The following is a 19,497-nucleotide window of genomic DNA, read 5'->3' on the forward strand; positions in this document are numbered from 1 at the left end:
GGTCGATGTTACCACTTCAGTTCAGCAACAGGTTGGGCAGCCACATCGCGATGCCGGGATAGGCGATGATTGCGCCGAGGGTAAATAGCTGCAGCAGCACGAAGGGGATCACGCCGCTATAGATGTCGCGCATCGACAGCAGGTCGTTGGCCGCGCCCTTGAGGTAGAACAGGGCAAAGCCGAAAGGCGGGGTCAGGAACGAGGTCTGCAGATTGACGGTGACCAGGATCGCAAACCAATAGATCATCTCGGCCGGCGGCACGTGACCGCCCAGATCCATGATCTTGATGATCGGCGCGAAGATCGGCAGCATGATCAGCGTGATCTCGATCCAGTCGAAGAAAAAGCCCATCACGAAGATCATCAGCATCATTGCGATCAGCAAGCCCCAGTCGCCGAAAGGCAGGGACTGGGCCAGATCGACGATGAAATGTTCGCCGCCGACCTTGCGGAAGATATAGGCGAACGAGGTGGCCCCGACGAAGATAAAGAACAGCATCCCCAGCGAGCGGACGGCGCCGTTCATCGAATCCTGCAGCGTGTCCATCTGCAGGCGTCCGCGCGCAAAGCCCAGCAGCAGGGCCGCCGCGACCCCGACGCCCGACGCTTCGGTGGGGGTGGCGATGCCGGCCAGGATCGAGCCGAGGACGGCGACGATCAGGCAGAGCGGGGCCAGGACCGAGATCAGCGCCTCGCGAAATAGGTTGCCATTGGAAGATACGACCGTTTCCTGTGGCAATTTGGGCGCCACCGAGGGTTGGAAGAACGAGCGGATCGCAATGTAAAGGATATACATCAGCGACAACAGCAAGCCGGGAACCAGCGCCGCGACAAACAGGCGGCCCAGCGACACCGACAGCAGATCCCCCATGAACACCAGCATGACCGAGGGCGGGATCAGGATGCCCAGAGTGCCCGCCGAGGCGACGGTGCCGGCCGCCAGCCCCTTGTCGTAACCTTTTTCGACCATCGTGGGCACTGCCATCATGGTCAGCATGACGACCGAGGCGCCGATGATGCCGGTTGCGGCGGCCAGGATGGTGCCCATCAGGATCACCGCCAGCGCCAGCCCGCCGGGCACCACGCGCAGCAGGCGTTGCAGCGTCACCAGCAGGTCTTCGGCAAGGCGGGTTTTTTCCAGCAGGATGCCCATGAAAATGAACATCGGGGCGGCGACCAGCACCGCGTTTTCGATGGTTCCGGTAAAGATGCGGCTGGGCAGCAGCGTGACATGGACCAGCCGCATCTCGCCCAGCCCGATGGCGGCCAGGCTGAAGATCAGGCTGATTCCCATCAGCATGATTGCCACCGGCACGCCGGAAAACATGCCGAATATCAGCGCCAGGAACATGCCGCCCGGCAGAAGTTCGATCAGCAGCTCGGTCATTTTTCGGTTTTCCAGGGCGTTGCGATCAGGTCGGGGCGGTGCAGCGCCACATAGGCGCGCAGGGCCACCGCAAGGCCGCCGAAGATGGTCAGGATGGCGCCAAGCGGGATCGCCGATTTGATGATCCAGCGGTTGGGCAGGCCGACGCCGCCGGGGCTGCCTTCGGCGCGGATATAGGAGCGATAGGTAAAATCGACGCTGAACCAGGTCATCGCCAGCATGAAGGGGACAAGGAACAGAAGGATGGCCAGGATCTCAATCTTCAGGCGGGCACTTTCGGTCAGGCGCTCGGCAAACAGGTCGATCCGCACATGGGCGTTGCAGATATAGGCCCAGCCGAAACACAGGACGGCGATTGCCCCGTGCAGGTGCCATTCCAGTTCCTGCAGCTTGAACGAGCCGGTTGCAAAGAACCGCCGGCCGATCACGTCATAGAGAATGACCGCCATCAGCACCAGCAGCAGCCAGCCGCAGCCGCGTGCGACGACACGGCAGGGCACGGACAGGATCTCGGCGATGCGCAGAAGCTGTTCCATCGATCCACCTTGCACGAAGAGGGGAAAGGAGGGCAGGCGCGGACGCCTGCCCGGGTGTCACCTATGCGGCCGACTAGCGGATATAGGCGACTTCGGACCAGATTTTGAAGTTCTCGCGGAACTGGCTGAGGCTTTCCCACGAGCGGGCAAAATCCGGATCGGCGGCAACCTGTTCGGCCACCACTTCTTCCCAGGCGCCTTTGAAGGCCTCCATCATGGTGTCGTTCCAGGCGTGGAACTGGACACCCTGATCCCGCAGAGTCTGCATCGCCTCGACCTGGATCGCCTCGCCTTCGGCCAGGGTATGCGCCACATTCGCCGCGCAGGTGGTCTGGATCGCGGCGCGGCCCGAATCCGACAGCCCGTCCCAGACATCGCGGTTGATGATGAAGGTCAGCAGCGAGGTCTGCTGGTGCCAGCCGGGGAAATAGTAGTTCTTGGCGTATTCGGACATACCCAGCACGTTGTCGATCGCCGGGAACGACATTTCGGCCGCGTCGATGGTGCCCAGGCGGAGGCCAGTCATGGTATCGGCGGGCGGCAGCGACTGCGCCTGGACCCCAAGCTTGGCCATGACCTGCGCCCCGAGCCCGAAGATCCGCATTTTCAGGCCCTGCAGGTCCTCGACCGTTTCAATCGGTTCGGCAAACCAGCCGGAGGCTTCGGGCACGAATACCGCGCAAAGTTCGCTGTGGATGTTGTAGGGCGCCGAGATCTCGTTCCACAGATCCTTGCCGCCGCCATAATACCACCAGGCGGTGTATTCGCGCACATCCGGACCGAAGGGCACCGAGGTGAACATCGCCGCCGAGGGTATGATGCTTTGCGCGAAACCGGGCGAATACCAGCCGGCATCGACCGCGCCGGTTGAAATGGCGTCCCACATCTCGTTGCCGCCGACGATGGCGTTGGGTTCGTTGAACTCGATGGTCAGATCGCCATTGGTCAGCAGTGCGACCTGATCGGCGACCTTGGGTCCCGAATTGCCGATTACCGGCAACGATGACGGATAGACGCTTTGCATGACGATGGTGTCCGCCTGCGCCAGTCCGGCGCCGGCGGCAAGTGCTGCCACGGCTAGGCTCAGTTTCTTCATGTGATCCTCCCTGATCCAGAAAACCGCCTCTCCCTGGCGGCATCACATGTCCACATTGTGGACTTCGATGTCGCACAAGGTATCTATGATATGGACATCTTGTAAACAAAAAAGTTGTCATTTTCACGAAAAATGCAAATTTACCTTGCAAATGCTGGATTATTGCGGAATCTTGAGCGTGGAGGAGGCGTCCATATTATGGATATTAAGCCATGACATTAACACCACAAGAAGGCGGCGGCGCGCAAAGCGTCGACCGGGCGCTGGGATTGCTGTCGCTGGTTGCGTCCTTTGCAGGACGCGAAGTGCCGATGACGGTGCTGACACGCGAAACCGGAATGAGCCGCCCGACCGTCCGCCGGCTGATGCTGGCGCTGATGCGTGCCGGGCTGATCGAGCAGGAGCCGGGCGGCGGCTATGTGCTGGGCGGCGAAAGCCTTGTGCTGGGGGCGATGGCGGCGCGGCGCTTTGATCTGCTGGAGGTGGCGCAGGACAGCCTGATCGCGCTTGCGGCCGAAAGCGGTGATTCCAGTTTCGTCTCGCTGCGGCGCGGGTCCTATTCGGTGTGTCTGCAGCGCGAAGAGGGTGATTTTCCAATCCGCACCCATGTGTTGCAGGCCGGGGCGCGCCACCCGTTGGGCGTTGGCGCCGGGGCGATGGCGATCCTGGCCGCGCTGACCGAGGCCGAGGCCGAAGAGGTGTTGCGGGAAACCCGTGCCGAGATTGACGAGAAATTCCCCGATTTCACCGAAGCCTTCCTGCGGGACGAGCTGGCGCGGGCCCGCGCCCAGGGCTGGAGCCTGAATCCGGGCATGTATGTGGCGAATTCCTGGGCGATCGGGGTGCCGCTGATGGCGCCTTCGGGTGCTGTGGTGGGGTCGCTGTCGATCGCCGCAATCGACAGCCGCATGGGCGAGGCGCGCCAGCCCGAACTGGTGGCGATGCTGCGCCGCGAGGCCGACAAGGTCGAACGGCGGATGCGGCAGCGCGCCGAAAAGGGCGCCCTCGCCGGGCCCAGAAAGGCCGCGGGCAAATGAATCTGAACAGATCGGAGAACATCCATGGCGAATAACGCGCAAATTGTCGGCTGGTCGCACAGCAAGTTCGGAAAATCCGAGGCGCCCGATCTGGAGGCCCTGATCCGCGAGGTGGTGCCCGCGGCGCTGGACCATGCCGGGGTCGAGGCGCAACAGGTCGATGGCATCTATCTGGGTGTCTATAACAACGGGTTCCTGAAACAGTCCTTCGAGGCCGGCCTGGTGGGTATGGCGGTGCCCGAGCTGAAACATGTTCCAGCCAACCGGCTGGAAAACGCCTGCGCCACCGGTTCGGCCGCGCTCTATGCGGCGCTGGATTTCATCAATGCGGGCCGGGGCAGGGTGGCTTTGGTAATCGGCGCGGAAAAGATGACGGCGATTCCGTCGCAGGACGCGGCCAACCTGATGCTGCAGGGCAGCTATTTCCCCGAGGAAGGCCATTTCGACGCCGGGTTTGCCGGGGTGTTCGGGCATATCGCCCAGAATTACTTCCAGCGCTACGGCGACCGCTCGGAAGAGCTGGCGATGATCTCGTCGAAAAACCACCGCAACGGGATGCTGAACCCCTATGCGCATATGCAGAAGGATTTTTCGGTCGCCTTCTGCAACACCATCAGCGACAAGAACCCCTATGTTGCGCCGCCGCTGCGCCGAACCGATTGTTCGCTGATCTCGGACGGCGCCGCGGCGATGGTGATCGCGGATGCCGACACCGCCGCCGGGCTGCAACGGGCAATCGCGATCCGTGCCCGGACCCAGGTCAACGATTCGATGGCGCTGTCGCGCCGCGACCCCACCGAATTTGCCGGGGCGACGCAGGCCTGGGCCAAATCGCTGGCCCAGGCGGGGCTGACCCTGGACGATCTGGATTTTGTCGAAACCCATGACTGTTTCACCATCGCCGAGATGATCGAATACGAGGCGATGGGCCTGGCCGAGCGCGGCAGGGGCGGCGACATCATCCGTGACGGGGTGACCCAGCGGGACGGCAAACTGCCGGTGAACCCCTCGGGCGGTCTGAAGGCGCGCGGTCACCCGCTGGGGGCGACCGGCGTGTCGATGCATGTGATGGCGGCGATGCAACTGGCCGGCGAGGCCGGGGAGATGCAGCTGCCCAAGGCCGACCGCGCCGGCGTGTTCAACATGGGCGGCGCCGCCGTCGCCAATTACACCTCGATCCTGGAGCGCGTGAAATGAGCGACGCCGCCGCGACCTGGCCGACCAGTACCCGTGTGCCCAACATGGCCCATTTCCTGTCGGCCAGCGCCCGGCGGCTGCCCGACGAGATCGCCATCGTCTATGACGGGCAAAGCTGGACCTGGGCCGAGTTCGATGCCCGTGTCAACGCGCTGGCCGCGGGTCTGCAGCGGGAATTCGGGCTGCAAAAGGGCGACCGCGTCCTGGTTCAATCCGCCAATAACAACCAGATGATGGAACTGATGATGGCGGTGTTCCGGCTGGGCGCGGTCTGGACCCCGGCCAATTTCCGCCAGAGCCCCGACGAGGTGGCCTATCTCTGCGAGAAATCCGGCGCTCGGCTGATGGTTGTCGAGGCTGCCTTTGCCGCCCATGCGACACGTTGCCGGGGCATGGTTGATGCCATCGTCTCCATCGGCGCGCTGGAGGGTGCCCGATCTTACGAGGCGCTGGTGGCGCAGCACGCCGGACAGGTCGTGCCCAACCAGCAGGTTGACCGCGACGATCCCGCCTGGTTGTTCTTTACCTCGGGGTCCACCGGGCGGCCCAAGGCGGTGGTGCTGACCCACGGGCAGCTGACCTTCACCACGCTGAACCACCTGAACGACCTGATGCCCGGCACCGGGCCGGAAGATGCCAGCCTGGTGGTTGCGCCGCTGAGCCATGGTGCCGCGATGCACCAGATGACCCAGATCGCCGCGGGCGCCAAAAGCGTGCTGTTGCCGCAGGGCCGCTTCGACCCGGCAGTGGCCTGGGAACTGATCGAAACCTGGCGCATCACCAACATGTTCACGGTGCCGACCATCGTGAAGATGCTGGTCGAACATCCCTCCGTCCAGGATCACGACCACAGCTCGTTGCGCTATGTCATCTATGCTGGCGCGCCGATGTATCGCGAGGATCAGAAGCGCGCGCTTGCGACCCTGGGCAAGGTGCTGGTGCAATATTACGGGCTGGGCGAGGTGACCGGCGCCATCACCGTGCTGCGGCCGCAGGACCATCACCTGGAGGACGGGCCGCAGAACCGGATCGGCACCTGCGGGATCGAACGCACGGGGATCGAGATTTCGATCCAGGACGAGGACGGGCGCGACGTCGCGCCCTTCGAGACCGGCGAGATCTGCGTCATCGGTCCCGCGGTCTGTGCCGGCTATTTCGAAGATGAGGGCGCCAACCGCAAATCCTTTCGCAACGGATGGTTCCGGACCGGGGATCTGGGGCATGTGGACAAGCAGGGCTATGTCTATATCACCGGGCGGGCGTCGGACATGTATATTTCCGGCGGCTCGAACGTCTATCCCCGCGAGGTCGAAGAGGTTCTGCTGACGCTCGACGGGGTGAACGAGGTGGCCATCCTGGGTGTGCCCGATCCCAAATGGGGCGAGGTCGGCCTGTGTGTCTGCGTCGCGCACCCGGGCCAATCGGTCACCGAAGATCAGATCGCCCGGCATCTTTCCGGCCGGGTGTCGAAATACAAGATGCCGCAATATTACGTATTCTTGGACGAGATGCCCAAGACCGCCTATGGCAAGATCACCAAGAAGCTGGTGCGCGAAGAGCTGGCCGCAAGGGGCCTGTTGCCCAACCCGGCCACCGAACCGGCGGAGGGCTGAGCGATGGATGCAAAATTTGCCGCCTCCCGCAGCCGCGAGGTGCTGCGCCATCCGGGCCGCGAACTGTCGCCGCGTTACAGCCTGGCAGGCTGCCGGGCCAAACCGGTGCGCTTCGACCTGCAGCCGGGCCAAAGCCTGCTGGACGCGATCACCGCTGAAATGGAGCGGCTGGGCGGCGACGCGGCGGTGCTGCAACTGGACGGCATCGCGCTGGAGGACATGCATTACGTGATCCCCGCCGGGGCGCGCGATGACAGCCATGCTGCCTGGTATAGCGAGACCTATACTTGCGAGGCGGCGCAGCTGCAGCATGCAACCGCCATGGTTGGGCGCAAGGACGGCCAGTGGTTCGTGCATTGTCATGCGGTGTGGCCGGCGGGCGGGCAGGGCGTTCTGATGGGCCACCTGCTGAACGATCAGTGCCGGGTGACGGCGCCCTTTGCGGCGCGGGGCCATGTGTTGACCGGAGCATTGCTGGAGGTCGCGCTGGATCCGGAAACCAATTTTCCGCTGTTCCATGTGCGTCGTCCGGCCGAGGTGGCCGGTGCCAACGGCGCCTTGTTGACCATCCGGCCGCACGAGGATCTGCGCGGCACGATCGAAAGGGCCTGCGCCGAACTGGGCATCGGCGATGCCAGGCTGATCGGGCTGGGCAGCCTGATCGGCGCCGAATTCCGCGATGCCGGCCCGATGCTGTCGCCGATCTCGGAGGTGCTGTTGCTGGACGGTGCGCGCGTGCGCGCTGGCCGCTGCGCGGCGCTGCCGCTGATCTGTGTCGATCCGCAACAGGCCACGTTCCAGGGCGATCTGAACGCCGGGGCGGGGCCGGTCTGCGTGACCTTCGAGATGCTGATCCTGGCCGAGTCCTGAGGACGGCAGGGATCACGGATAATTATCGGGAGGAAACATGAGCTTTTCGCTTTTGGACCAGGTTGCACTGGTCTTCGGGGCCGGGTCTTCGGGACCGGGCTGGGGCAATGGCAAGGCGGCGGCGGTCGCCTATGCGCGGGCCGGGGCGCGGGTGGTCTGCGTGGATTTGAACCAGGCGGCCGCCGAGGAAACCGCCGGGATCATCGGCGGCGAAGGGATGCCCGCGATCGCCATTCGCGGCGACGTGTCCAGCGAGGCCGATGTCTCCGCCGCGGTGTCCAAGACGGTTTCTCATTTCGGCAAGATCGACATCCTGCACAACAATACCGGGATCACCCTGTTTGGCAGCCCGGTCGAGCAGCCGATCGAAGAATGGGAACGGGCGATGGACGTGAACGTCAAAAGCGTGTTCCTGGCCTGTCGCCACGTGTTGCCGCATATGGTGGCGCAGGGGCATGGCGTGATCACCAATATCTCGTCCATCGCGAGCATTCGCATCGCCGGCTATGACATGGCCTCGTATTACACCAGCAAGGCCGCGGTGAACCAGCTGACCCGCGCCGTTGCCCTGCAATATGCCGACAAGGGCATCCGGTCGAACGCGATTCTGCCGGGACTGATGAACACGCCGTTGATCCAGGGCAATGAAGGGATGAAGGGGCATCACGGCGATCTGGAAAAGCAGCTTGCCGAACGCGACGCGATGAGCCCGACCGGCAAGATGGGCGATGCCTGGGACGTGGCCCATGCCGCTGTGTTCCTGGCCTCGCCCGAAGCCAAATATATCAACGGCGTGCTGCTGCCGGTGGATGGCGGCCTGTCTTGCCGCGCGCGCTAGGCATTGGCATGGCGGAGCACGGGATCACCGGCCTGGGCGCCCGGCAGGACGTGCCCGAAACCTAGGGCACGGTGCGGGTGATGGATTCCGGGTCGTCCCTGGACCAGCGGGACCGGGGCAGCCTTGTCGTGGCGGGAGCGCATTGTTCGGAGATGGCTGCGATCAAAGCCTTTGACTAACCCCGCGCCGTGCAGGCGCGGATCCTGGAAAGGACAACCTGATGCTGACTTCCAAGACCATTCTGATCACCGGTGCCGCCTCTGGCATCGGACTGGCCTGTGCCCAGACTTGCGTGGCCGCCGGCGCCACCGTCCTGATGGCCGACCGCCGGATGGAGGCACTGACCCAGGCCAGCGTCGGGTTTGGCCCGCAGGCGGTGCCGCTGGCCTTTGACATCAGCGATGAACAGGCGGTCACCGATGCGCTGTCAGCCTATGCCGGGCGGCTGCACGGGGTGGTGAACTCGGCAGGGATCGGGATGGATCGCGCCGCGCTGGACACCGATGTCGCCAGCTTTCGCAATATTCTGGAAATCAACCTGCTGGGATCCTTCATCGTCTCGCGCGCGGCGGCCCGGCTGATGCCCGAAGAGGGCGGCGCCATCGTCAACATCACCTCGGTCTCGGGGGTGCGTGGCAATATCGGGCGCGCCGCCTATGGTGCCTCGAAAGGCGGGCTGGAAATGCTGACCAAGATCATGGCGACCGAGCTTGGCCCGCGCAACATCCGGGTCAATTCGGTTGCACCCGGCCCGGTCGAGACCCCGATGACCGTGGAACACCATACCCCCGCCATGCGCCGCGGCTGGACCCGAACCGTACCGATGGAGCGCTACGCACAGCCCGAAGAGATCGCCGCGGCGGTGCGCTTTCTGCTCGATCCCGAGCAATCGGGTTATGTCAACGGCCAGACGCTGTGTGTCGATGGCGGTTTTGCCTCGGCCGGCATCACCGCGGCAATTGCCGCGGGGCATTGAATCTTTTCGGCTTCGTGCGGCCGCCGGTTTTTCGGTTCGCGCCGATGTCGAAGTCCGGATGGCGCCGACGTCAATGCCTGGGAAAAACCCAGGCATAGAACCCGGCGGGATGCCCAAGAAATCGTCAGATTCCAATTGCTTCCTGTGCCACAAGCGGTGCAGGGAGCAGGGCAAACCTAAATTGGTCACAAATACTTGACTAATACAGTCAGTATTATACTGCCGGCACACGAAGCCAGTCAGCACCCCTTGTACCCGGGAAGCAGAGCCAGCCAGACACTTAGAACCTGGGGACGGGACTATGAAGATATCCATTCGGGCCAGACTGCTGGCAACCGCCACTATTTGCGTTGCAGCACCCATTCAAGCACAGGAGGTCATCGATCTTGACCCGATCCGTGTGGAAGCGGACGAAGCACAGGAAGCGCTTGGCAACAGCGAGATCACCACGGAAGAGTTGACCGCACGCAACCCGCAAAGCATCAAGGATGTGTTTTCCGGCGAGTCGGAGGTCACCGTCAGCGGCGGGGCCGCGATCGCGCAGAAGGTCTTGGTCCACGGGATCGAGGAAAGCCTCCTTTCGGTAACCATCGACGGCGCCCGTCAGAACAAGTCGGCTTTCCACCACACTGGCAATGTGCTGATCGATCCGACATTGCTGAAGCGGGTCGAGATCAGTTCCGGGCTCGCACCCGCCGATGCCGGGCCCGGTGCCCTGGCCGGCACCATCGCATACGAAACCAAGGACGCGCGGGACCTGCTGGAGCCGGGAGACGAGTTCGGCGGGATTGCCAGCGTTGGCTATGGCAGCAATGCCAGCGACTTCCAGCGCAGCCTGACGCTGTTCGGGCGCAACGAAGGGTTTGAATGGCTCCTGAGCGGCACCCAGATATCGGGTGACGACTACGAGGACGGTTCTGGCAACGTGGTGCCAGGCACCGAGCCCGACCTCGACGCCATCAGCGCCAAGCTCGCCTATACGACGGAGACCGGAAAGCGGTTCGAGTTCTCGGCTGAACAGGTCAAAGACGAAGGCACCCGAGCCATGCAGGCGGGGCCCGGCGGGTTATTTTTCGCACGTCCCGATTTTGCCGGGGTCGTTGGCCGGACCAGCGTCTATCTGCCCGCGCTGTCGCGGCGGCAATCCTATACCTTCACCTATACCGACGAGGCGCCTGAAGGTGTCTGGGCGCCCACCGTGCAATTGAGCTGGAACGAACAATATGTCGAGGCAGGCGGCGCGATCGGGTCGAACCGCAGCTTAAGCGGCAAGTTCGAGAACGACTTTGATCTGGAAACCGGCATTCTGACCGCAGGTATCGACTTTTTCCACGATACCGCACGCGGTCTCGGCCAGCTGAACACGGCAGGTTCCAAGGAAACGCTGAACAATCTTGGGCTTTACGCTCAGATGCGTCAGGACGTGACCGACCGGGTCTCGCTGTCCTACGGGGCGCGGGTGGATACCCAGAAATTCACGCTTGCCGACGGGGCCGAGTACAACGAAAGCGGGTTGAGCGTGAACGCCCAGGCCGATGTGGTGCTGACCGACAGCCTGACGTTGAACATCGGTGCCGCGTCCAGCTGGGGTGGGTTCGAGCTGAGCGAAGCGTCGTTGATCAATCTGGGCGGAGCCTGGGTCTATGGGACACCCGAACCGTCCCGCGCCAATAACGCCCGGATCGGTCTGCGCTACGACCGCGGTCCCTGGGCGGTCAGCGGTGCGCTGTTCTATACCAAGGTACATGATGTCAACGATGTGCTGACCGCAGGCCGGACCCTGTTCGACCTGACGTCGCAAGGGTTCGACGGTTCGGTGGGGTACTATGCGTCACGGGGTTTCCTGCGGCTGAACTATACCTATGCCGATGTGCAGATGAGCGACACGACAATCAGTTCCACCGCCTATTATGCGGGCCGTCCGGTTGGTCACATCTTCGCTCTGGAAGGACGCTATGACATCAACCCGCATCTGGGGATCGGCGGCACCGCCGAGATTGCACTGGAAAACAATGACACGGCAGGGGTCGGCGGTATGTCGGCGCTGGAAGGGTATGAAGTTGTCAATCTTTATGCCAGCTATAGCCCGCCGGCCAACGAGAATGTCGAAATCCGTCTGGACCTGCGCAATCTGTTTGATGAAACCTATGCCTCTCGCGCCAGCGATGGCATTGGTCTGCCGGCGGTGATCACCCAGCTGAACGAACCAGGTCGTAGCCTCGCCCTGAGTGCGACGCTGAAATTCTAGGAAACTGGTGATACCGGCGGCGCAAATGCCGGTATCACCGATCCGGTCGCGGCCCTGAGGCCGCACCGGGGCGGCCTTGGCCGAAACCGCGTGTTTCAACGCCTGGGCCGCATTTCGCTTGGCCCTTCGTCAACATTATCCGCGCGCTGGCGCCGCTTTTGCGCGTGCTCCAGTTTCAGCGATCAAACTGGACTTATCGAAGTAATTTTCTGGCCCTGCACGGTCGAGCGGTCACGAACTTAAACAGGCGCGACCGACTCCTTCCCTGACCAAGGACCTGACATGCCTGAGCAATTTGCCATTTCGGCGGCACCTGACGAGATATTTGAACGCTATCGGCAAGTGAATCTGATCGATGGGGTGCGGGTTCCGGCCAAGGCCGCCCTCGACGTGATCAACCCTGCCACCGGGTTGGTGATCGGCCAGGCCGCCGCAAGCGGGCGCGCCGAAACAGGGGCTGCGGTCGCCTCGGCAAAGGCGGCGCAGGAGTCTTGGGCCCAGTTGCCGGCGCGCGAACGGGGCAAGCGCGTCACCGCCGCCGCCTGTGCCGTGCTGGAAAAGGCCGAGGTGATCGCCCAGGTTCTGGCCTGCGAGACTGGCAAGGCGATCCGCACGGAATGCCGCGGCGAGGTGGCCGTGGCCGCCGATATCGTCGAGTTCTACGGCAACCTGGGGTCCGAGCTGAAGGGTCAGACCGTACCCTACAATCCGCGGATGCTGACCCTGACCACCCGCGAACCGCTGGGCGTGGTGGCCGCCATCGTGCCCTGGAACGTGCCGCTGGTGCTGTTTGCGCTGAAGGTCGGCCCGGCGTTGGTGGCCGGCAACACCGTGGTGGTGAAATCCTCGGAAGAAGCGCCCTTTGCCACTTTCCTGATGGCAGAACTGATGATGCAACACCTTCCGGCCGGTGTCCTGAACGTGATCAACGGCACGGGCAAGGATTGCGGCGCGGCGCTGACCGGCCATCCCGATATCGCCAAGATCACCTTCACGGGCTCCGAGGCGGTGGGCGAGGAGATCAACAAGGTGGCCGCCGGCCGGATCATCCCGGTTTCGCTGGAACTGGGGGGCAAATCGCCGATGATCGTCTGCGCCGATGCCGATCTGGACAAGGCGGTGACCGGCGCCATCGCCGGTATGCGTTTTACCCGCCAAGGCCAAAGCTGTACCGCCGCCAGCAGGATCTATGTGCATGACAGCCTGATTTCTGCCTTCCTTGAACGCCTGGGCGCACAGCTGGATCAGTTGGTTATCGGTGATCCGCTCGACGAAAAGACCGACATCGGCGCCATCATCAACGCCCGCCAGGCGGCCCGGATCAACGCCTATGTCGCCCAGGCCGAAGCAACCGAAGGCGCGACCGTCGCGCGTTATGGGACGCTGCCGGCTGACGCCGGCCTGTCCCCCGACCTGTTTGCCCAACCAACCATCGTGACCGGCCTGCCCGACGACCATCCCTGCGTGATGGAAGAGATCTTCGGCCCTGTTGCCGTGGTTAGCGGCTGGTCGGATTACGATGCGGTCATTGCGCTGGCCAATTCCACCCATTACGGCCTGGCCGCCTCGGTCTGGACGCGCAGCCTGTCGATGGCGTTGGACAGCACTGCGCGGCTGAACGCGGGATACGTTCAGGTGAACCAGAACCTGACAATTCAGCCCAACGTGTCCTATGGCGGATTCGGCCGGTCCGGACAGGGCAAGGAAGCGTCGTTGGAGGCCATGGTCGAGCATTTCACCCGCTCTAAGACCATCGTGATGAATTTCGACTAACGCCGATGTCGGAAGCTTTCACGCTTTCCGCCGCCAGCTCGGCGGCGGTTCTGCTCGGCATGCCACGTTCGGCGTGCCAGCGGCGCGGGCTCCAGAAGGTCAGGCGGGCAGCGGTCTTCGGCGATTGAGTTGGTCCAGGGTTAGGGCGATCATGATCGACATTCCGACATGAGCTAGCAGGGAGGACTGCGTGTAGACACCAAACCCCATCATGAAAGACCGCCCCATAAGCGGCGCCAGAAGTCCCTGCGCCACGAACCACAACGCTGCGCCCGCAATTGCACCTGACACGGCCAGCCGGGTCTTGGTCAGCACATGGGTGAGCCAGACCACCGCGGCAAAGCCAATCGACCCGATCAGAAAATGAACGGCAAATCCCGCCCAATACGGCAGATTCACACCAAGGAAGGTCTTGCCGAGCCCGATGATAAGATTGGCCGGCTCCAGCTGCAGACCGAAAATCAGCGGCGAGACAAGCCAGGCATAGGCTTCAAAACTCAGCTCGCCGACCAGTCCGGCCAGCAAAAGGTTGCGATAGGGGGGGAAGTCGATCATCGAAGATCCTTTGATGTGTTCGGTTGATGCAATCGGCCAGAGCCGCGGTCTATCTAACCACTGGAATCCAAATCGGAATCGACTTGGCAGAACCGTGGTGTAGCGTGATCAATTCGTGAACGACCCGACCCGTGGTGCACATATCGCCGAAAGGGTCGGTGGAACGGAGCCCGTCGCCGGACGCGGGCCGGTGGCCGTTTACGTAATCCATCTCCCGCGGCATCTCGGCCTTTCCGAGCAGCGCGCTCGGCTGCGGGTGAAAGGCCTTTTCCAGCCCGACCGAGCCCACAGGCGAGGTGCCGGACAGATAATTGTCTATGGCCTCGGTCAGGCGGCGTTCTGGCGCGCCAAATTGATCCGGCCTGGTCCGCAGCGCCGCCAGGCGCGCGGCTAGGGGTCAGGCGTTTGCCCCGCGCGCTGTCGGTTAGCCGCGAAGCGGGTTTGAATTTGTATTTTGCCGCCAACTCTTTAAGCTGAAGAGGGGCGCGTTCGACCGCTCCAAGACTTAGCAGAGAGTACAAATTTCTTGCGGCCGTTCTGGCCGCAGATCCATCTTGGATAAGAAAACAATTGCTTTGTATATACAGTTGTGCTTCGATCTGTATACAGATAAGAGTGCACATACGTGGAAAAGAATTTGGAGTCTTCCGTGACAGAAGCAATGACTGGGGCGCGCGCCATATTGAAAATGCTGGAACTGCATGGCGTGTCGCATGTGTTCGGACTCCCGGGAGAAACCACCATCGGGTGGTACAAGGAATGGCAGGAAAGTTCAGATATCGAATATGTCCTGACCCGTGACGAACGCACCGCCGCCTTTGCCGCCGAAGCCTATGCCAAGATCACCGGGCGCCCCTGCGTGCTGGAAGCGCCCAGCCCCGGCGTGACCCATTGCACCCCAGGCATTACCGAAGCCTATCTAAGCTCGGTTCCGGTGATCTTTTTCAGCTCGGACATTCCGGTCAACCAGGACAAGAAGCACGGTCTGACCGGGGTCGATCAGACCGCGCTTTATGCCCCCATCTGCAAGGAAAGCTTTTACCTCACGAACGTCAAAGACATCCCCTTCCTGATGCGCCGGGCCTTCCGGGTGGCCACGTCGGGACGGCCGGCGCCGGTTCATATCCGGGTGCCGATCAACGTCTTTCACGAAACCGCCGAATTGTCCGACCTCTACGCCGAGCCGGAGTATCAGCACTATCCGGCGCATCGCCCGGTGGCCGACCATGGCAAGGTCCGCGCGGCGATCAAGCTGCTGCTGGCAGCGACAAAGCCGGTGATCGTGTGCGGGCAGGGCGCGCTGATCTCGAAAGCCACCGACGCGCTGCTGACCCTGGCCGAACGGCTGCAGATCCCGGTGGCCACCACCACGCCGGGCAAGGGAACCATCCCGGAAACCCATCCGCTGGCGCTGCGGGTGATCGGCGCACGCGGCGGCATGGACTATTCCAACAGCTATGTCCACGACGCCGACCTGGTGTTCTTCGTCGGCACCAATACCGATTCCAGCGGCACCGACCACTGGAAGCTGTATGGCGATCCGGCCAGCAAGACCTTTCTGCATCTCGACATCGCCGAGGCCCATATCGGCAATAATTTCCCGGTCAAGGTGGGGTTGGTCGGCGATGCCCGCGCCACGCTGGACTATATGAACGAACTGATCGCCGCCGATCCGGAGTTGGAGACGCGGCCGGACCTCGACCTGACCGAGGTCAAGCGCACGGCGCTGGACGCGGTGTTCAACTCTAACATCCCGATGCCAAAGGGTACGGTTTCGCCGGTCAAGCTGACCCAGGCGCTGGACACGATCCTGCCGGCCAATGCCATCGTCACCGCCGAACCGGGTGTCAGCGCGATCTACCCCTCGGCATTGCTGTCGATCCGCGAGGCCGGGCGGCGCTATATCACCAATTACTCGATGGGGGCCTTGGGATATTCGGTGCCCGCCGGGATCGGCGCCGCCTATGCGGCCGATGGTCCGGTGATCTCGTTCACCGGCGACGGATCGCTGGCCTTCGTGCTGGGCGATTTCGAAACCATTCGGCGCAGCGGCAAGAACGTTACCGTGATCCTGACCCGCAACGACACCTATGGCTGGATCCGGGGCGAGGCGATCCTGCTGGACGATGTCGACGCCCCCTGGACCACCGATTTCGGTGCCGTCGACTATGTGAAGGTGGCCGAAGGGTTCGGGTTCGAGGCCGTCCGCATCACCGCGGAAGACCAGATCGAGGCGGCGCTGCGGGCCGCGATAGACAATCCGGGTGCAAATTTCATCGAAATTTCGGTGCCGTCCCAGGACGAGATCGTGCCCTTCGTTCCGCCCTGGGTCCGGGCGGCGAAGGAAAAGAAACTGCCGTATTTCTATTAAGGCAGGGCCGCCCGGCGGGCCGGGCGGCCACCTCTTGCAAATTAAAGTCCACCGGAAAACACCGACCCTGCAACGTTTCGGCGTCAAAGGCCCTGCTGGCATCCGCTGCTGGGCTTCTTTTTGGCAGGGCGGATAATTTCAGCCTAAATTGTCGACACGAGGCGCCTGAATCGCCCCCGTTGCATACAAGAACGTGGCGGCACATGACGTTATCATGTTAAAGGAAAGAGAAGACCCTGCACCTGAACAATTTGAGCGGGCCTGCAGGGATGAAGGCAGAATTTTAAGGACGCATACCACGATGAGCGGCGCGCGGCAGCCGGAAACCGGCAATGACACCCCCCGAACCCTGCACAGCACCAGCATCGCGCAAAAGTTGGAGGCCGAGATCGTGGCCGGGCATTACGCTGCCGGCGAAAAGCTGGATGAGCAGAGCCTGACCCGCCGCTTCGGAGTGTCGCGCACGCCGATCCGCGAAGCGCTGCACGAGCTGGTGGCGCGGTCGCTGGCCGAGCGCAAACCCTATAAGGGCGTGATCGTCGCCGATGTCTCGCGCGAACGGGTCGAGCAGATGTTCGAGGCGATGGCCGAGATCGAGGCGCTGTGCGGGCGCTTTGCCGCCGAGCGCATGACCGTGGGCGAACGGGTGGCTCTGGAACAGCTGCATGGCGCCATGGCCGAGCTGGCCCGCGAGGGGCGGCAGGATGCCTATGACGCCTCGAATTCCGAGTTTCACCAGTTGATTTTCGGGGCCACCCAGAACCTGGACCTGACCGCGCTGGCCAACACATTGCGGCTGAAACTGGCGCCGTTCCGCAAATTCCAACTGCAAAGCACGCCGCGCATGGAACGGTCGCATGCCGAGCATGAAGAGATCGTGCAGGCGCTGCTGGACCGCGATCCCAAGCGCGCCGAGAAGGCGCTCAGACGGCACCTGATGAGCGCCGCCCGCGAAGTGTTGACGCGGATGACCTGACCGGTCAGCCGAAGGCCGAGATCAGCATCCTGACCGCGGTGACGGCGAGGAACAGCGCAAAGGCGCGCTTGATCCAGATGCCGTCCAGGCTGTGCGCCAGCCGCGCGCCCAGCGGCGCGAACCCGACGGTAAAGGGCAGGATCAACGCCGCGGCGGGCAGGCTGACATAGCCCAGAGAATAGGGGGGGCGGCCTGGCACGCTCCAGCCCGACAGGACAAATCCGATCGCCGCCGGGATGGCGATAAGCAGGCCAAAGGCGGCTGCGGTGCCGACCGCGCGGCGAATTTCGAACGAGCAGGCGGTCAGGATCGGCACCGACAGCGTGCCGCCACCGATGCCCATCAGCGCCGAAAACGTGCCGACGACGAAGGATATCGCGGCGTTGATCGCGGTGCTGCCCGGCAGCGCTTGCGCCAGAACCAGGGTGCGCGGGATGGCCATGTTCACCGCCACCGCCAGGGCGATAATGCCAAAGATTGCCTTGAGCCCGTCGGGTTGGATGAATTTCGCCGCCAGCCCGCCGGCCAGCGCGCCCAGCATCAGCCCCGGCCCCCAGCGTTTCAGCAGCGCCACGTCGACCGCGCCGCGCCGATGATGCGCGCGGGCCGAAGAGATCGAGGTGAAGATGATCGTCGCCAGCGAGGTCGCCACCGCCATATGCATCGACAGCGCGGCGGGGAAGTCGATCAGCGACAGCACCCAGAACAGCACCGGCACCAACACGATGCCGCCACCGACCCCCAGCAGCCCGGCCATCAGGCCGGCAAGAATGGCAGCGGCGATAACGCCGAGGACGAACGGGAGAAGTTCCAGCATGGTCTTTATTACTTTTCTGATTCAGTAGCAGGTTGCGGCGCCATCGGCGCGCGGGTCCGAGGCGGCCTCGATCAGGCCCGAGGCATGGCGCACCACGGCGCCGGCATGGCCGACGAGATCGGAGAAGGCGGGCAGCAGTTCAACCGCGTGTCCGGCCTGGCGCAGGGCATCGACAAGCGCCGGGTCGAACCGGTCTTCCAGCTTGAGCGTGGTCGACTCCGCGCCCCAGGTCTTGCCCAGCAGCCAACGCGGCGCGGTGACCGCCGCCTGCAGGTCCATGCCATAGGTCACATGGCGGGTGAAGATCGCCGATTGCGTCTGCGGCTGGCCTTCGCCCCCCATAGTGCCATAGGCCATCACCCGGCCGTCCTTGAGATGCGCCAAAGCCGGGTTCAGCGTGTGGAAGGGGCGCCGCCCCGGCGCCAGCTGGTTCGGCCCCGGCGCCAGCGCGAAACCGGCGCCGCGGTTCTGGAAGAAGACACCGGTTTCCGGGCAGGTCAGGCCCGAGCCGAATTCCCAGAACACGCTCTGGATGAAACTGACCACCGTGCCTTCGGCATCCGCCGCGCCCATCCAGATGGTATCGCCGGCCTTGGGATCATGCGGCCAGGGCAGGGCGCGGGCCGGGTCGATCTGACGGGCCAGCCGGTCCAGCCGGTCTGAGCGCAGCCAGTCCTGCGCCGGCTCTGCCATGCTGCGCGGATCGCCCAGCCCGGCATTGCGCAGAAGGAACGCCCGTTTGGTCGCCTCGATCAGCCCGTGGATATGGTCAAACCCCTCACCCTGGGCCACGCCCAGCCGGTCGAACAGGCCCAGGATCATCAGCGAGGCGACGCCCTGCGTCGGCGCGATCATGTTATAGAGCCTGCCCTGCGCGGTTTCGAGGCTGAGCGGGGTGACGGTTTCGGCACCATAGGCGGCAAAATCCTCCCGCCGCAGCGGGCTGCCCTGGGCGGCGAGAAACTCGGCATGGGTTCTGGCAATCGGGCCGCTGTAAAAGCTTTGCAACCCGGTTTCGGCCAGCGTTTTCAGGGTTCTCGCCAGGGCAGGCTGGCGCAGGCGGTGGCCGGCGGCGGGTGGCGCGCCGTCGACCAAGAAGGTCTGGGCAAAGCCCGGCACGTCGCGCAGCCCGGCCAGCTTGTCGGCGGTGGTGCGCGCCTGGTTGCCGGTGACGGCGATGCCGTCCTCGGCATAGCCGATGGCGTTG

The 19,497-nt window shown here is 63.5% G+C and carries 16 protein-coding genes; 10 read left to right on the forward strand and 6 right to left on the reverse strand.

What is annotated here, in order from left to right:
* Positions 1-16 precede the first annotated feature (16 nt).
* From CVM52_RS03840 to CVM52_RS03850, 3 genes are all read right to left on the reverse strand, one after another.
* The gene (locus CVM52_RS03840) at positions 17-1,387 is read right to left on the reverse strand and encodes a TRAP transporter large permease (protein WP_100161277.1); all 1,371 of its coding nucleotides are present in this window, start codon (positions 1,385-1,387) and stop codon (positions 17-19) included.
* Entirely contained in the window at positions 1,384-1,923 is a 540-nt protein-coding gene (locus tag CVM52_RS03845; RefSeq protein WP_100161278.1) for a TRAP transporter small permease subunit, read from the reverse strand. The genes CVM52_RS03840 and CVM52_RS03845 overlap by 4 nt, the downstream gene beginning before the upstream one ends.
* Before the next feature lie 73 nt (positions 1,924-1,996).
* Positions 1,997-3,019 (reverse strand): TRAP transporter substrate-binding protein, encoded by a 1,023-nt coding sequence (locus CVM52_RS03850; RefSeq protein WP_240620853.1) that lies wholly within the window; start codon positions 3,017-3,019, stop codon positions 1,997-1,999.
* A 212-nt stretch (positions 3,020-3,231) separates the two neighbouring features.
* Here CVM52_RS03850 and CVM52_RS03855 point away from each other — a divergent pair, with 212 nt between their 5' ends.
* The 8 genes from CVM52_RS03855 to CVM52_RS03890 all read left to right on the forward strand — a co-directional run bounded on the left by CVM52_RS03855 (position 3,232) and on the right by CVM52_RS03890 (position 13,571).
* Positions 3,232-4,056 (forward strand): IclR family transcriptional regulator, encoded by an 825-nt coding sequence (locus CVM52_RS03855; RefSeq protein WP_100161279.1) that lies wholly within the window; start codon positions 3,232-3,234, stop codon positions 4,054-4,056.
* A 24-nt stretch (positions 4,057-4,080) separates the two neighbouring features.
* Positions 4,081-5,253 carry an acetyl-CoA acetyltransferase gene (locus CVM52_RS03860; protein ID WP_100161280.1) on the forward strand — a complete coding sequence of 391 codons (1,173 nt, stop codon included), beginning with the start codon at positions 4,081-4,083 and terminating at the stop codon, positions 5,251-5,253.
* Complete coding sequence (locus CVM52_RS03865) at positions 5,250-6,866, forward strand: acyl-CoA synthetase (protein WP_100161281.1); 1,617 nt, start codon at positions 5,250-5,252, stop codon at positions 6,864-6,866. Before CVM52_RS03860 ends, CVM52_RS03865 begins: the two co-directional genes overlap by 4 nt.
* A 3-nt stretch (positions 6,867-6,869) precedes the next feature.
* A complete protein-coding gene (locus CVM52_RS03870) occupies positions 6,870-7,736 on the forward strand; it encodes a PPC domain-containing DNA-binding protein (protein WP_100161282.1) in 867 nt (288 codons plus the stop codon).
* Positions 7,737-7,773: 37 nt separating this feature from the next.
* A complete protein-coding gene (locus CVM52_RS03875; RefSeq protein ID WP_100161283.1) occupies positions 7,774-8,574 on the forward strand; it encodes an SDR family NAD(P)-dependent oxidoreductase in 801 nt (266 codons plus the stop codon).
* A gap of 220 nt (positions 8,575-8,794) precedes the next feature.
* On the forward strand, positions 8,795-9,550 hold the full coding sequence (locus CVM52_RS03880) for an SDR family NAD(P)-dependent oxidoreductase (RefSeq protein ID WP_100161284.1): 756 nt from the start codon (positions 8,795-8,797) through the stop codon (positions 9,548-9,550).
* Between the two features lie 301 nt (positions 9,551-9,851).
* Positions 9,852-11,798: a TonB-dependent receptor domain-containing protein gene (locus CVM52_RS03885; RefSeq protein WP_100161285.1), complete on the forward strand. Its 1,947-nt coding sequence runs from the start codon at positions 9,852-9,854 to the stop codon at positions 11,796-11,798.
* Between the two features lie 282 nt (positions 11,799-12,080).
* The gene (locus tag CVM52_RS03890) at positions 12,081-13,571 is read left to right on the forward strand and encodes an aldehyde dehydrogenase family protein (protein ID WP_100161286.1); all 1,491 of its coding nucleotides are present in this window, start codon (positions 12,081-12,083) and stop codon (positions 13,569-13,571) included.
* 99 nt (positions 13,572-13,670) lie between these two features.
* Here CVM52_RS03890 and CVM52_RS03895 read toward each other — a convergent pair whose 3' ends face one another.
* Entirely contained in the window at positions 13,671-14,126 is a 456-nt protein-coding gene (locus CVM52_RS03895; protein WP_100161287.1) for a hypothetical protein, read from the reverse strand.
* Positions 14,127-14,775: 649 nt separating this feature from the next.
* Between CVM52_RS03895 and CVM52_RS03905 the strand changes: the two genes are divergently transcribed.
* Together CVM52_RS03905 and CVM52_RS03910 are read left to right on the forward strand one after the other, a co-directional pair.
* Entirely contained in the window at positions 14,776-16,497 is a 1,722-nt protein-coding gene (locus CVM52_RS03905; RefSeq protein WP_133119779.1) for a thiamine pyrophosphate-binding protein, read from the forward strand.
* A 301-nt stretch (positions 16,498-16,798) separates the two neighbouring features.
* Positions 16,799-17,473, forward strand: a complete 675-nt coding sequence (locus tag CVM52_RS03910) for a GntR family transcriptional regulator (RefSeq protein WP_100161290.1) — start codon at positions 16,799-16,801, stop codon at positions 17,471-17,473.
* A 4-nt stretch (positions 17,474-17,477) separates the two neighbouring features.
* On the opposite strand, the gene CVM52_RS03915 is transcribed toward CVM52_RS03910, so the two are convergent.
* Positions 17,478-18,290 carry a sulfite exporter TauE/SafE family protein gene (locus tag CVM52_RS03915; RefSeq protein ID WP_100161291.1) on the reverse strand — a complete coding sequence of 271 codons (813 nt, stop codon included), beginning with the start codon at positions 18,288-18,290 and terminating at the stop codon, positions 17,478-17,480.
* Positions 18,291-18,311: 21 nt separating this feature from the next.
* The coding region (locus CVM52_RS03920; protein WP_100161292.1) for a gamma-glutamyltransferase family protein at positions 18,312-19,497 on the reverse strand (1,186 nt) is incomplete at its 5' end.

It is taken from the genome of Pseudooceanicola lipolyticus, assembly GCF_002786325.1.
Classification (GTDB): Bacteria; Pseudomonadota; Alphaproteobacteria; order Rhodobacterales; family Rhodobacteraceae; genus Pseudooceanicola_C; species Pseudooceanicola_C lipolyticus.

What these genes read in the sequence shown, in the direction of transcription:
- CVM52_RS03850 (WP_240620853.1), bottom strand. Translation starts at nt 3,019, where the DNA reads ATGAAGAAACTGAGCCTAGCCGTGGCAGCACTTGCCGCCGGCGCCGGA.
- CVM52_RS03840 (WP_100161277.1), bottom strand. Translation starts at nt 1,387, where the DNA reads ATGACCGAGCTGCTGATCGAACTTCTGCCGGGCGGCATGTTCCTGGCG.
- CVM52_RS03885 (WP_100161285.1), top strand. Translation starts at nt 9,852, where the DNA reads ATGAAGATATCCATTCGGGCCAGACTGCTGGCAACCGCCACTATTTGC.
- CVM52_RS03915 (WP_100161291.1), bottom strand. Translation starts at nt 18,290, where the DNA reads ATGCTGGAACTTCTCCCGTTCGTCCTCGGCGTTATCGCCGCTGCCATT.
- CVM52_RS03860 (WP_100161280.1), top strand. Translation starts at nt 4,081, where the DNA reads ATGGCGAATAACGCGCAAATTGTCGGCTGGTCGCACAGCAAGTTCGGA.
- CVM52_RS03880 (WP_100161284.1), top strand. Translation starts at nt 8,795, where the DNA reads ATGCTGACTTCCAAGACCATTCTGATCACCGGTGCCGCCTCTGGCATC.
- CVM52_RS03875 (WP_100161283.1), top strand. Translation starts at nt 7,774, where the DNA reads ATGAGCTTTTCGCTTTTGGACCAGGTTGCACTGGTCTTCGGGGCCGGG.
- CVM52_RS03890 (WP_100161286.1), top strand. Translation starts at nt 12,081, where the DNA reads ATGCCTGAGCAATTTGCCATTTCGGCGGCACCTGACGAGATATTTGAA.
- CVM52_RS03855 (WP_100161279.1), top strand. Translation starts at nt 3,232, where the DNA reads ATGACATTAACACCACAAGAAGGCGGCGGCGCGCAAAGCGTCGACCGG.
- CVM52_RS03845 (WP_100161278.1), bottom strand. Translation starts at nt 1,923, where the DNA reads ATGGAACAGCTTCTGCGCATCGCCGAGATCCTGTCCGTGCCCTGCCGT.
- CVM52_RS03865 (WP_100161281.1), top strand. Translation starts at nt 5,250, where the DNA reads ATGAGCGACGCCGCCGCGACCTGGCCGACCAGTACCCGTGTGCCCAAC.
- CVM52_RS03895 (WP_100161287.1), bottom strand. Translation starts at nt 14,126, where the DNA reads ATGATCGACTTCCCCCCCTATCGCAACCTTTTGCTGGCCGGACTGGTC.
- CVM52_RS03910 (WP_100161290.1), top strand. Translation starts at nt 16,799, where the DNA reads ATGAGCGGCGCGCGGCAGCCGGAAACCGGCAATGACACCCCCCGAACC.
- CVM52_RS03870 (WP_100161282.1), top strand. Translation starts at nt 6,870, where the DNA reads ATGGATGCAAAATTTGCCGCCTCCCGCAGCCGCGAGGTGCTGCGCCAT.